This is a genomic window from Glutamicibacter sp. X7, from assembly GCF_054889245.1.
Map to the genome: position 1 here is coordinate 591,252 of NZ_CM142678.1, position 11,836 is coordinate 603,087.

Consider the following 11,836-nt stretch of genomic DNA (forward strand, 5'->3'; position numbering starts at 1 on the left):
TGGCGCTGGACGAGGATTGCCGCTAAGATCATTTAGGTGCTGAACCGCGAGGTCGGCATCGAAAATGGATCTTTAGCTCAGTTGGTTAGAGCGTTCGCCTCACACGCGAAAGGTCGCTGGTTCGAGTCCAGTAAGATCCACCCATTGCGTCTTTCGGGAACACGCGACATAACAAAATGTTGCGGGTTCCCGTTTGTCGTTTCCGGGGTCCTCACCAGCGCTGGTCGAAGCCCAGCTGGCAGCAGAAGTAGATTCGGTAATCTGCCGGCGAACGCGTGCCAGGGCTCTGCGCATCGTCTGGGCAGGGCACCACTCGAAGCGCTCCCCTCCGGTTGGACAGAACTCGGAATCCGAGCCCTATTTCTCAAGAACGCGCCGTATGGCTTCGAGCGTCGTTTCGGGCGAATCGTTGAAGCAGAACAGCGTGCCCGGCTGCAGGGCGTTCACCACGTTGATGACCCGTTCGAAGATGGCCGTGAACTCTGTGGAGGTCCGCACGCCGGCTCCGACCTCGACCACGTCGAATCGGGCTCCGGCCAAGAAGGTCTTCAAGGTTGGCTCCACATCGTCGGGGCCATCAGACAGCAGGCAGACCGTCACATCGAAACCGTTGGTTTGCAGCAGTGTGGCCGCGTCGTTGATCCGCGCGCGAAGGTGGTCGGCATCTTGCCCGGGCCACGGCGAGAAATCGATGACCGCTGGGTCCATCCCGACCTGGAGCACACGTAGCTTCCTCATGTACCAACAGTAGTCCCGCAAGCTTCTGGCTAGAGCATGCTCACGTCTTCGCCTGCCCCTGCCTTGGTGAACCGAGAGAACCGGCGCGATGGCCGCCCCTTGCACCCACTAAACGCAAATGCGCCGAGAGTCCTCGGACGTTTCGCGGCCTTCTGCAATTCACAAGCGGGGCACCTTTCGGTTCTCCCGGTACGTAGCGGGGGAGTAGTGCTAACAAGTGTGTGCGGCGTGACGTCTTCTCTGCCGATATTTTGCCTCCTTCGGCGAAGACTCCGTTGTATCGTGAAGCAAGAGGAGTAGTTATCGGGTGTGAGAGGGGGAAATCGCCGTGGCGCAACAGCAGTCGGACGAACCGGAGGGCCAGGTGGAGCAGTCCGCCGGTCAGGACCCGGCGCCCGCCGTTAGCGCCCTACCACTAGTGACGACGAACCAAATCAACGTGAATGTGGGTAGTCAAGAGCCCGACCCAGAACCGGCTCCTGAACCGGTGCGTGCTTCGGCCCTACCACCAACTACGGCACTTAGCGCCACACTGACCACGGCCGACGCCGATGATGCCGGTTCGTGGCTCGGACAAATGTCGATCACCGACGAGGGCGTGACGGTTTACCCGCAACGCGCCAACCCGGTGGCTCGTCGTTTGCTGGCCAAGATTTGGGTGTCCGATGCGCCCCCGACTCAAGCCCTCAATTTGGTTGATCGGCTCCAGGGCACGCCCTATGCCAATCCCAAGGTCAACGAGGAGCATGACGCGTCGACGCGCCGTACCATCGAGTTTGCGCTGGATCTGGGCGAGACGCTTATCCGCTACGGGGCAGGGGCCCTGGAGGTAGAAACCAGCGTCATTGCGGTGACTGCCGCCCTTGGGGTCAGCCACTTGGATATGGACACGACCAATCAGTCCTTGCACCTGAACTACAGCCCACCTGATGCAGAGAGTTTCTCCGTACTGCGCGTCGTTCGCTCGTCTACGGCCAACTACGCCGGTCTGGTGTTGCTCCACGAACTAGTTTCGGACATTATCGCCGGTGGCGTCTCGCGACAGACTGCGGTGTCCCGGCTGAAGAAAATCCAGCGTCAGCCTAAGCCGTTTCCGCGTTGGTTGGTCGCCACCGGACGCAGCGTCTTCGCGGCCGCCTTCGTGTTGTTCATCGGAGGTACTTGGCTTGGTGCCCTGATCGCGATGGCCTCGTCCGTCTTGGTCTCGGAAATCGGCAAATACGGTAGTCGGTGGCGCGTGCCCGAATTCTTCACCATATCCGCTTCGTCCTTTGCGGTGACGGCCATTGCGCTACTTGGCTTTCAGGCCAACGCGCCGCTGGATCCGGCCCTGGTCGTCTCGGGCGGTATCTTGCTGCTCTTACCCTCGGGCAAGTTCGTTTCGGCTCTACAAGATGCGATCAACGGATTCCCGGTGACAGCGATCGGGCGCCTGTTCTCGGCGGGTTTGACCTACATGGCCATAGTTGTGGGTATTTCCGCGGCTCTGGTGGTGTTTTCATTATTTGATGCTTCGGCCGTTGACGTTCATGAGATCAAGACCATCGACTACCCCATCTGGTTCATGGCTCTGCTGGTGGTCATTGCCATTATTGCCGGCGCCGTCACCGAACAAACGGCGCGGCGACTGTTGCTGCCCACAGCCGGGATCGCGTTGCTTGGCTATTTGGTGTTCGTCGTGATGGAGGCAGTGGGCATGGGTGAGCGTGGTACCCCCGCGGTTGTTTCAACCGTCATTGGCTTCGCGGCACGCTATTTGACCGACCGGCTCAACAGCCCCCAACTGGTTCTGGCAGCTCCGGCGGTCATGTTCATGTTGCCCGGTCTGATGATCTTCCGTGCCATGTATGTGATCGTTTTTGAGACAACGAACATGTCGGGTGGTCTGGTTGAGATGTTCAACGCTTTGGGCATCATGCTTGCGATCGCCGGCGGCGTGGTCTTGGGCGATACGCTGTGTCGCCCGTTGACCTCCAGCGCACGGCGCGAACGTCGCCGGATTCGCCGCCGCTAGGCCGGAATCTTCCAGTCAATCGGTTCGCGTCCGAGCCGGGCCAGTGCCTGATTCGTGGCGGAGAAAGGGCGCGAGCCGAAGAACCCGCGTGAGGCCGAGAGCGGTGAAGGATGCGCGCTACGAATCTGAATAGACCGCGAGAGCATCGGAGCAAGGGTTTGTGCCTTCGCGCCCCAGAGGATGGACACCACCGGCTCCGCGCGTTCGTTCAGCGCCCGCAGGATCGCCTCCACAATGGGTTGCCAACCGAGCTTTTGATGTGAGCCGGCCTCTCCGGCCGTGACGGTCAATACCTGGTTCAGGAGTAAGACGCCACGCTGGTGCCACACACTGAGATCGGGGTGTGCTGCCGGTGGAATGCCTAGATCTGACTCGAGTTCCTTATAAATGTTCGACAGGCTGCGTGGAAGTGGGCGGACATGGCGTTCGGCGGCGAAAGCCAAGCCGTTGCCGTGCCCCGGAGTGGGGTACGGGTCCTGGCCCAGGATAAGTACCTTTACCTCGTGGAGTGGCAGTTGCAGGGCCCGCAGGATGTTCTCAGGCCTCGGAAGGATGCGCTCGCCGGCGGCGGAGCGCTCCGCTAACGCCGTGGCTAGTTGCCGTAATTGCGCATCGACCGCACGCAGCGCAGGAACCCAATCGGCCGCGATGAGCTGCAGCTCAGCGAGGTGCGCAACACCGTAATAGAACGGGAAGTCGGTGGCCTGCAACGGGTTGTTCGGCGAGAAATCTGCCTGGTCGAAGAGCGTCTGCTGCGGGTTGTCCATACATTCAATTGTGCCTTTGCGCGCCGACAGGGTGTAGCTCACACGGCGTTTTGGGACGCCAATGGGTAGAATATCTGTGGCGTCCCGGCTGCACGCTGGGTCACCATGAACGAGTAGAAGCCCACAGGCGAGAGCAGAGGAATCGAGGTGAGCGTGGTGTCAGAGCAAGAGTTCTTAGCTGATTTCGTGATGAATCCGGACAGCGAATTAGACGAGCGCTCGCAACAGATTCTTTACATGGAGCGCCTGTGGTGGAAGTACGCCGGTGCCAAGGAACAGGCCATTACGCAGCAGTTTTCGATGTCCGCGACCCATTACTATCAGCTGCTCAACCAGCTGATCGACACGGACGCTGCGTTGGCCTATGACCCGATGCTGGTCAAGCGGTTGCGTAGACTACGAACTACGAGGCGACGCGTGGGCGGCGCCGTCGGACAGGGACGTTGAGTCACTCCCGCACACCGACCGCCGCCAGTTATCCATCGAACAAGGACGAGAATGACCAACTACCCGCGTGATGAGTTTGATCGCGTTCCGGAGTTCAACACCCGAGTGGGATCGCACCATGCCCATGGATGGGCGCAATCTGCTGCGGCAAAGTCCGCGGGCGGGTCGCTACGCTGGGTGATTATCGCCGCGGTGTCCGTGCTGATCATTGGAGCCATATCGTTCTTCGTCTTTAACCAGCAGCCTGCCTCGCCTACCGCTACGGAGCCGACCGCGACGACAACGGCAAGCGAGGAGACGAGTTCCTCGCCAACCCCGAGCGAAACCGAGGAGCCCTCGCCCAGCTTTAGCATCGACGACTCCGAAGTGCTCTACGGGCAGCGCGTGGGTATCTACAATGCGTCCGGGGTACGCGGATCGGCCGGAACTGCGCAAGAGCAGTTGCTCGAAGAGGGCTTCACGAATCTGCGCACCGGCGATTGGTCGCGACTGGAAACCGAATCCGCCGTTTACTACGCGTCTAACGCGTACGAGATGACTGCTCAGAAGACGGCGGCTGCGCTCGGTATTGAGGCGGTACTGCAAACCAGCAATATTCCCGACCGAATCTCGATCGTTATAGGTAGCGATGTGACCGAGGAACAGTAGCCTCGAATAAGTCTTCGCCTAGAGCCGACCGGCTTGCACTCGCACCGCGAGAGTGCCAATATTTGTATTAGCACTCGCGCGTCGAGACTGCTAATTCCGGTCGGTTTCCGGTTTAACCGTTTCCTTCCGGAAGCACGGTCACGTTGCGCCGAGGCGAATTACCTCAGATAGCGAGAGCTGGTTCGTCTCCGGTCCGATGCCGGAAACGGAACACTCGTCCGTCGCGGGCGCTGTCTGTCGGTTGAACTTTCGCATGATTGTCCCGAAAGGACCGTAAGCCACTATGGCCAAGATGATTGCATTTGACGAGGAAGCACGCCGCGGCCTCGAGCGCGGCCTGAACACCCTGGCCGACGCCGTGAAGGTTACCCTGGGCCCGCGTGGGCGCAACGTCGTACTTGAAAAGAAGTGGGGCGCACCGACCATCACCAACGACGGTGTCTCCATCGCCAAGGAGATCGAGCTCGAGGATGCCTACGAGAAGATCGGCGCCGAGCTGGTCAAGGAAGTAGCTAAGAAGACCGACGACGTCGCAGGTGACGGTACCACTACCGCAACCGTGCTGGCTCAGGCACTGGTCAAGGAAGGCCTGCGTAACGTTGCCGCAGGCGCCGACCCGATCGCACTGCGCCGCGGCATCGACAAGGCCGTTGAGGCCGTCACCGCCGAGCTGTTCACCGCTGCCAAGAAGATCGAGTCCAAGGAGCAGATCGCTGCTACCGCGTCGATCTCCGCTGGCGACACCGAAATTGGTGGTCTGATCGCTGAGGCTTTGGATAAGGTCGGCGAGCAGGGCGTTATCACCGTCGAGGAATCCAACACCTTCGGCCTCGAGCTTGAGCTCGCTGAGGGTATGCGTTTCGACAAGGGCTACATCTCGGCCTACTTCGTCACCGACGCGGAGCGCCAGGAAACCGTCCTGGAAGACCCTTACATCCTGATCGTCAACTCGAAGATCTCCAGCGTCAAGGACATGGTTTCGCTGCTGGAGAAGGTCATGCAGTCGAACAAGTCGCTGCTGATCATTGCCGAGGACGTCGAGGGCGAGGCTCTGGCAACCCTGATCCTGAACAAGATCCGTGGTCTGTTCAAGTCCGTCGCCGTCAAGGCTCCGGGCTTCGGCGATCGTCGCAAGGCCATGCTGACCGACATCGCTATTCTGACCGGTGGCCAGGTTGTTTCCGAGGAAATCGGCCTGTCGCTGGACAACGTCGGCCTTGAGGTCTTGGGTACCGCCCGTAAGGTGGTTATCACCAAGGACGAGACCACCATCGTGGAGGGCGGCGGCGACGCCGACGCCATCGAGGGTCGCAAGAGCCAGATCGCTGCCGAAATCAAGAACACCGATTCGGACTACGACCGCGAGAAGCTGCAGGAGCGCCACGCAAAGCTCTCCGGTGGTGTGGCCGTGCTGAAGGCCGGCGCCGCTACCGAGGTGGAGCTCAAGGAGCGCAAGCACCGCATCGAGGATGCCGTGCGTAACGCTAAGGCAGCCGTGGAAGAGGGCATCGTCGCCGGTGGTGGCGTGGCTCTGATCCAGGCTGGCGAAGCCGCCTTCGGCAAGCTCTCCCTCGAGGGTGACGAAGCCACCGGTGCGAACATCGTACGCGTGGGTATCGAAGCTCCGCTGAAGCAGATCGCCCTGAACGCTGGTCTCGAGCCGGGCGTCGTTGCTGACAAGGTCAAGGGTCTGCCTGCTGGCCACGGTCTGAACGCCGCCACCGGCGAGTACGTTGACCTGCTGGACGCTGGCGTCAACGACCCGGTGAAGGTTACCCGTTCGGCACTGCAGAACGCCGCCTCGATCGCTGGTCTGTTCCTGACCACCGAGGCGGTTGTGGCAGACAAGCCGGCTCCGGCTGGCGCTGCCGCTCCGGGCGGCGATGAGATGGGTGGCATGGGCGGAATGGGCGGCTTCTAAGCCTGACCCGTTTGGCTCAATAGGCCTCAAGGCGCGGGGTCGTATCCTTTGATGGATACGGCCCCGTGCCGTTTCATTTAACGCTCTGCTGTGGAGCTCAGTCCGCTATTCAGTCGTCGAATCTCGCGCTCGATATTGGCTCGAGCCGCGGACTCCCAACGTTTTTGGGCCTCTGGCGTGGCGTAGATTGCCGGACGTTGCAGAAAATCGTCGAGTATACGTAACCGCCCCTGAGCGAAGAGCACGGGGTCCAAGTGGGCGTATTCTTCGGCTATGGCAGCTACGTAGCGATCGTAGGCAGGTTGGGGACGGGCAAGAACCTCAAGATCCGCGTCGCAGAGCGACATGGCCACATTGTCCGAAGGGCTGGCGCGATGTGTGGCGGTCACTAACACCAGGGCACTGACCCTTTGGCGCTCTTCCACAGGCAGGATCCCCGCCAACAATGATTCGGCCAGTTCTGCCGATTCCTGCTCGTCGCTCGGGCTTCCGTTATAGACGGCGTCATGAAACCAAGCGGCCAAGTATGCCGCCCGGCGTTCGCTGTGCGATATGCCCTCCGGAAGCAACAGATCGAGTCCCTCGAGTATTGCCAGTAGATGCACGCGATCATGGTAACGCCGATGAGGCTCACTCCACCGGGTCAATAGAGCTCGTCCCAGGGCCAGCTCTAAACCGACCTCACGTTGCCATCGGTCGAGCAACACCCGATCCAACTTCTCCGGTCGATACCGCGCCGGAACCCTTAGCCCGGATGTCATCAAGGCGCGGACCAGTTCCGTGCCGCTCACTTCGTGGGCACCGGCTTCAACTAGCTGCTGGTACCGTCGGGCAGGAACATCGTAATGATCTCTGTCGAAGGCACGGGCATCGATGCCATTGGCGGCGGCGAATGCGTGGAGCTCTGCGAGCGACTGATCGGAGATCAAGTGGGAGAACTCGGTGCCGTGGGCGGGCCAGCGTGGCGGGTCAATCAGGATCATCGCCTCAGCGTACCTAATTGACCCGCCCGGTGGGATATCAGTACCGGAAGAGCGAGGCGTTGACTTGCTCGACTTCCTCATACTGTTGCGAGGCGTGGGTCAAAGCACCTGCGATGTTGCTGAGCGCTTCTTCGATCTTGATATGGGTTCCCCGCCATTCGGCCACGATGGCATGGAAGGAAGCGGCCGCCGAGCCCTGCCATGTGCCCTGCAACTGGTCGAGGTTCATTTGCATGGCGGCGACCTCGCTGCGAAGCCGATCGATGGTGCTCAATACGGCTTGCGATTTAACCTGCATGTCGCCGGTGTCGGTGGAAAATGTACTCATAGTGCCCTCCTAGGCCGTGGTGATGTCGATGGTCAACTCACCCTAGGGGGCATGGAGGTACTCGTAGGTCGAGATCGGCGGATTGTGGATAGCTGCCGATTGGTGTCAGTTTTCTGGGGGAACGAAGGGCAGCGAGATGCTCATCGTGGTCCCGCCGCCAGGCGTTTCGCTGACCGCGACGGAACCGCCATGCTGTCCGGCGATCGCCGAGACAATCGCCAGCCCGAGCCCCGAGCCGCCCGTCTCGCGCTGACGTGAGGAGTCGGCGCGGTAGAAACGTTCGAAAACGCGTTGGGCGTCTTCTTCCGGTATGCCGGGCCCATGGTCGCGGACTTCGAGTACGGCGTCGCTGGCACCAGCCACGAGCGAGCGTACTCCTACCGCAATTTCGATTGGGCTTCCCTCCGGGGTATAGCGCAGCGCGTTTGTCAGCAGGTTGGCAATGATCTGGCGGATCCGCGCATCATCACCAGTGGTAGAAGCCGGCGCGGGCATGGGGCCATCGAGACCGACGAGCGTTACCGTGCGTTCCGGGGCACGTACTCGAGTATCTTCCACGGCGTCCTGGCCGATGACCAACAGGTCCACCGGGTTCATCTCTAGCGGGCGCTGTTCATCAAGTCGCGCCAACATGAGCAGGTCTTCGACCAACTGCGCCATTCGCTTCGATTCCGCCTCGATGCGGCCCATGGCGGAGCCCACGGCTTCCTCACTGGCAAGACCGCCATGACGATAGAACTCGGAGTACCCCTGGATGGTGACCAGCGGTGTGCGCAGCTCGTGCGAAGCGTCTTGGATAAAGCGTCGCATTTTGCGTTCGGATGCTTCGCGATCCTTGAACGCGCGTTCGATCTGCGCCAGCATGGCATTCAGTGAACGGGATAGCCGTCCTACCTCGGTCTCTGGCGGGTAATCTTGCACGCGTTGCGTCAGATCTCCGTCGGCGATGAGCGAAGCCGTGCGCTCTACCCGCAAGAGCGGAGCTAACGCGCGCGTGGTAACCCCGTAAGCGATCATGGACATCAGCAGAGTCGCCAATAGGCCGGTGGAGAGCACGAGTGCGGCAGTCTTTTGCACGGTGTCACTGACCGTGTCCAAGGGCAGGGCAAGATAAAAATGTAGACCGCTGGTTTTGAGGTCCAAGGAGATCGCACGCCAGCCTGCTGACCCGGTGTAGCTACCGGGCACCGTGATCGGTGTGCGGGGATTCGCGTTGAGTTCGGCGATCTGTTTAGGGCCCAGCAACGGAAGCATCGAATGCTCGCTGGCCACACGGTTGGTGGGCATGATGTATTCGATGGTGCCCTCGGCATCACGAATATCGGCGTAGGCGCGGTTGAGCCCTAGCAGGCTCGGATCGACGCCACCGGTATTGCCGTTATCGGCGTCCAACGAATACAGGTAGGCCTTGTTCAGGCCATAGCCGAGGGGAGGAGCAGCACTAATTAATTGCTCATCGAGCTGCTTCGTCAGTGAAATGCGCAAGGTATGTGCCGAACCGACTGCGGTGGCCAGCACTCCAATTGTCATCAGCGCACACATGAGCATGACCAGCTTGGTGCGCAACGAGGTACGCCGCCACGATCTTCTCAGTGCCTGCATCTGAAGATTCTCTGTTCCTTCCCTCGGGTGGTGCGATCGTGATTAGCGACGGTCTGGGGTGCGCATCAGGTACCCGACGCCTCGTTTGGTTTGGATCAGCGGCGTCCACTCCGGTCGATCGACCTTGCGGCGCAGGTAGGAGATGTAGGACTCGACGATCGAAGCATCGCCGTTGAAGTCGTACTCCCAGACGTGGTCCAGAATCTGCGACTTGGACAGTACTCGATTTGGGTTCATCATCAGGTAGCGAAGTAGCTTGAACTCGGTCGGGGAGAGGTCGATGATCTCACCGGCACGACGGACCTCATGCGCGTCATCGTCGAGTTCCAGATCGGCCACGACGATCGAGGCGTTTTCTTCCTCGCCAGAGGCCGTGCGCCGAAGTACGGCACGAATGCGCGCGACGACCTCGTCGAGGCTGAAGGGCTTGGTGACGTAGTCGTCGCCACCAACGGTTAGTCCCGTGACCTTGTCGCTGGTGTCATCACGTGCGGTAAGGAAGAGCACCGGGAAGTGTCGGCCCGCGGCGCGCAGCTTACGGGTGATGGTAAAACCATCCATATCCGGCAACATGACATCCAGGACGGCGAGGTCTGGTTCTTCGTTTTCTACGGCGGCTAAGGCTTCACGACCATTGGCCGCGGCCGTTACCTCGAAGCCGGCGAAACGCAGAGAAGTTGAAAGCAACTCGCGGATATTCGGCTCGTCGTCGACAACCAGCAATTTTGCTTCAGGGCTTTTTGCATTCATGCGTCTCAGTCTGCACGCGTTATCTGGGAGTCTGCTGAGCGCGTCCTGTACAGGGTAGCGTCGGAAGAAGCAGTGTGGTTGCAGAAACCTCAGCTGTTGCGGCGTTGAAGAATATTGTTGACCACCACGACGCCTCCCAGAATGAAAGCGATGGGGAGCCCGAAGATGCCAATGGCCATCACGACAGCAGGGATCGACATTTCGGCGAAGTAGAGGACGAGAATCGCGATAAGTGAGACGGTCGAAAGAGCCGCGATGACAATGGCGGTGCGGGAAATCACTGAAATGACGGTCGAAGAAGTGCTCACGGAGTCCAACTTTACCCGGCTTTGGAGCGTTGTCTGTCGGAGCGGTGAACATCCAACTGTGAACAATCTAGCGCTGGATGACATAATCTAAGGTATTCGACTTGATTCGTGCCCAGTGGTAGAGCACCCGGATGAATGAAATGTAGATTCCCGGTTGGATGCTCCCTGCGGCTCGAACGCCTGAGCACGCGCCGGTCACCGCGAACGCGGAGCGCGATAGATACGAGAAATGAACGAGGAGACCGATCATGCCTACCGGCAAGGTTAAGTGGTATGAGAAAGCCAAAGGTTTTGGCTTCATCACCGCCGAGGACGGTAAAGAAGTGTACTTGAACGCCGCAGCATTGCCTGCCGGTGTGCAAGATTTGCGCGCGGGAACGCGCCTGGAGTTCGGCGTTGCAGATGGTCGCCGCGGTCCGCAGGCACTGGGTGTGCGCATTCTTGAGGCTGCCCCTTCCGTGGCCCGGGCCAAGCGCAAGAAGCCAGAACAGGAAGCGGCGCTGATCGAGGACCTGATCAAGTTACTGGACTCGGTGTCGAACACGTTGCGCAAGGGGCGTTATCCTGATCAGGCACACGGAAAAAAGGTTGCCACCGTGCTGCGCGCAGTGGCCGACGATCTGGACGTATAAAACATGCCCCGTAAACCCAAGCTGGATCAAATCCTGGCAGATGCCGTGGCCGAGGCTCGAGCTGCCCTTGTTGAGGTGACCGAAGAAGGCGAACTCGGCGAGCATGTGGCAGCCGAAGCGACTGGTGAGCGATTAGTCACCCATCGATTTGTCTCCCATAAGCGTGGGTACCGGGGCTGGACGTGGTTCGCAACTCTGGCACGTGTGCCACGGGCTAAGGCTAAGGATTTGACCGTCTGCGAGGTAGGGATCATCCCCGGGGAAGACGCACTGCTCGCGCCGGCCTGGGTTCCGTGGGCCGAACGTCTGGAAAAGGAAGAACTAGAAAAGGCCCAGCGGGAGCAAGAAGACGAAGCTAACGCCGAAGAAGCCGCCGAGCCAGGCGCTACGGCCGATGCCACGCCCGACGCAACCGAGGAAGCCGCACAGGATTCCGTTGAGTCCGAAGCAGCTGCACGTTCGGTAGCCGAAGACACGACCGAAACGTCAGATACCGATACGCCGAGCACTCAGGAGCCGGATATCGGTCAAGCGCAGACGGTAACGGCTCGTAAGAGCACGCGTCGTCCCGTGCGCCGCCGCCGCACGGCGCAACGCACGGCAGCGCGCCGCCGCGCGGCACAGCGTCAGCGGGGCAACGATTCCTAGCTGCTAGATGCCTTAACGCACTGATGGCATCGAACCAATTGGTTCGATGC

Annotated in this window: 13 protein-coding genes and 1 tRNA gene; 7 read left to right on the forward strand and 7 right to left on the reverse strand. The window is 60.3% G+C overall.

Annotation, left to right across the window (positions count from 1 at the left end; all coding sequences use genetic code 11):
* The first annotated feature begins 66 nt into the window (after positions 1-66).
* A tRNA-Val gene (locus ACYU0X_RS03030) sits at positions 67-140 on the forward strand.
* A gap of 217 nt (positions 141-357) precedes the next feature.
* On the opposite strand, the gene ACYU0X_RS03035 is transcribed toward ACYU0X_RS03030, so the two are convergent.
* A complete protein-coding gene (locus tag ACYU0X_RS03035; RefSeq protein ID WP_461902107.1) occupies positions 358-738 on the reverse strand; it encodes a hypothetical protein in 381 nt (126 codons plus the stop codon).
* A 328-nt stretch (positions 739-1,066) separates the two neighbouring features.
* On the opposite strand from ACYU0X_RS03035, the gene ACYU0X_RS03040 reads away from it, so the two are divergent.
* On the forward strand, positions 1,067-2,752 hold the full coding sequence (locus ACYU0X_RS03040) for a threonine/serine exporter family protein (protein ID WP_309408859.1): 1,686 nt from the start codon (positions 1,067-1,069) through the stop codon (positions 2,750-2,752).
* Here ACYU0X_RS03040 and ACYU0X_RS03045 read toward each other — a convergent pair.
* Positions 2,749-3,519 (reverse strand): uracil-DNA glycosylase, encoded by a 771-nt coding sequence (locus ACYU0X_RS03045; protein ID WP_461902108.1) that lies wholly within the window; start codon positions 3,517-3,519, stop codon positions 2,749-2,751. The genes ACYU0X_RS03040 and ACYU0X_RS03045 overlap by 4 nt on opposite strands.
* 189 nt (positions 3,520-3,708) lie before the next feature.
* On the opposite strand from ACYU0X_RS03045, the gene ACYU0X_RS03050 reads away from it, so the two are divergent.
* From ACYU0X_RS03050 to groL, 3 genes are all read left to right on the forward strand, one after another.
* Positions 3,709-3,966, forward strand: coding sequence for a DUF3263 domain-containing protein (locus ACYU0X_RS03050; RefSeq protein WP_309410470.1), 258 nt, complete (start codon positions 3,709-3,711; stop codon positions 3,964-3,966).
* Positions 3,967-4,017: 51 nt separating this feature from the next.
* A complete protein-coding gene (locus tag ACYU0X_RS03055; protein WP_418908365.1) occupies positions 4,018-4,614 on the forward strand; it encodes a LytR C-terminal domain-containing protein in 597 nt (198 codons plus the stop codon).
* Positions 4,615-4,897: 283 nt separating this feature from the next.
* Complete coding sequence (gene groL / locus ACYU0X_RS03060) at positions 4,898-6,535, forward strand: chaperonin GroEL (protein WP_418908366.1); 1,638 nt, start codon at positions 4,898-4,900, stop codon at positions 6,533-6,535.
* A gap of 77 nt (positions 6,536-6,612) precedes the next feature.
* Here the strand turns inward: groL and ACYU0X_RS03065 are convergent, their stop codons facing one another.
* From ACYU0X_RS03065 to ACYU0X_RS03085, 5 genes are all read right to left on the reverse strand, one after another.
* The gene (locus tag ACYU0X_RS03065) at positions 6,613-7,518 is read right to left on the reverse strand and encodes a DUF4031 domain-containing protein (RefSeq protein ID WP_418908367.1); all 906 of its coding nucleotides are present in this window, start codon (positions 7,516-7,518) and stop codon (positions 6,613-6,615) included.
* A 37-nt stretch (positions 7,519-7,555) separates the two neighbouring features.
* Positions 7,556-7,846 carry a WXG100 family type VII secretion target gene (locus tag ACYU0X_RS03070; protein WP_309408850.1) on the reverse strand — a complete coding sequence of 97 codons (291 nt, stop codon included), beginning with the start codon at positions 7,844-7,846 and terminating at the stop codon, positions 7,556-7,558.
* A 105-nt stretch (positions 7,847-7,951) separates the two neighbouring features.
* The gene (locus tag ACYU0X_RS03075; RefSeq protein WP_418908368.1) at positions 7,952-9,448 is read right to left on the reverse strand and encodes a sensor histidine kinase; all 1,497 of its coding nucleotides are present in this window, start codon (positions 9,446-9,448) and stop codon (positions 7,952-7,954) included.
* A gap of 42 nt (positions 9,449-9,490) precedes the next feature.
* Complete coding sequence (locus ACYU0X_RS03080; protein WP_309408848.1) at positions 9,491-10,198, reverse strand: response regulator transcription factor; 708 nt, start codon at positions 10,196-10,198, stop codon at positions 9,491-9,493.
* A gap of 89 nt (positions 10,199-10,287) precedes the next feature.
* On the reverse strand, positions 10,288-10,506 hold the full coding sequence (locus ACYU0X_RS03085; RefSeq protein WP_418908369.1) for a hypothetical protein: 219 nt from the start codon (positions 10,504-10,506) through the stop codon (positions 10,288-10,290).
* Positions 10,507-10,754: 248 nt separating this feature from the next.
* Between ACYU0X_RS03085 and ACYU0X_RS03090 the strand changes: the two genes are divergently transcribed.
* Together ACYU0X_RS03090 and ACYU0X_RS03095 are read left to right on the forward strand one after the other, a co-directional pair.
* Positions 10,755-11,138 carry a cold-shock protein gene (locus ACYU0X_RS03090; RefSeq protein WP_309408846.1) on the forward strand — a complete coding sequence of 128 codons (384 nt, stop codon included), beginning with the start codon at positions 10,755-10,757 and terminating at the stop codon, positions 11,136-11,138.
* Between the two features lie 3 nt (positions 11,139-11,141).
* Complete coding sequence (locus ACYU0X_RS03095; protein WP_418908370.1) at positions 11,142-11,786, forward strand: DUF3027 domain-containing protein; 645 nt, start codon at positions 11,142-11,144, stop codon at positions 11,784-11,786.
* The last annotated feature ends 50 nt before the right edge of the window (positions 11,787-11,836 follow it).

Coding starts and splice junctions, on each gene's coding strand:
- ACYU0X_RS03075 (WP_418908368.1), bottom strand. CDS start 9,448: ATGCAGGCACTGAGAAGATCGTGGCGGCGTACCTCGTTGCGCACCAAG.
- ACYU0X_RS03055 (WP_418908365.1), top strand. CDS start 4,018: ATGACCAACTACCCGCGTGATGAGTTTGATCGCGTTCCGGAGTTCAAC.
- ACYU0X_RS03095 (WP_418908370.1), top strand. CDS start 11,142: ATGCCCCGTAAACCCAAGCTGGATCAAATCCTGGCAGATGCCGTGGCC.
- groL (WP_418908366.1), top strand. CDS start 4,898: ATGGCCAAGATGATTGCATTTGACGAGGAAGCACGCCGCGGCCTCGAG.
- ACYU0X_RS03050 (WP_309410470.1), top strand. CDS start 3,709: ATGAATCCGGACAGCGAATTAGACGAGCGCTCGCAACAGATTCTTTAC.
- ACYU0X_RS03070 (WP_309408850.1), bottom strand. CDS start 7,846: ATGAGTACATTTTCCACCGACACCGGCGACATGCAGGTTAAATCGCAA.
- ACYU0X_RS03045 (WP_461902108.1), bottom strand. CDS start 3,519: ATGGACAACCCGCAGCAGACGCTCTTCGACCAGGCAGATTTCTCGCCG.
- ACYU0X_RS03090 (WP_309408846.1), top strand. CDS start 10,755: ATGCCTACCGGCAAGGTTAAGTGGTATGAGAAAGCCAAAGGTTTTGGC.
- ACYU0X_RS03035 (WP_461902107.1), bottom strand. CDS start 738: ATGAGGAAGCTACGTGTGCTCCAGGTCGGGATGGACCCAGCGGTCATC.
- ACYU0X_RS03080 (WP_309408848.1), bottom strand. CDS start 10,198: ATGAATGCAAAAAGCCCTGAAGCAAAATTGCTGGTTGTCGACGACGAG.
- ACYU0X_RS03065 (WP_418908367.1), bottom strand. CDS start 7,518: ATGATCCTGATTGACCCGCCACGCTGGCCCGCCCACGGCACCGAGTTC.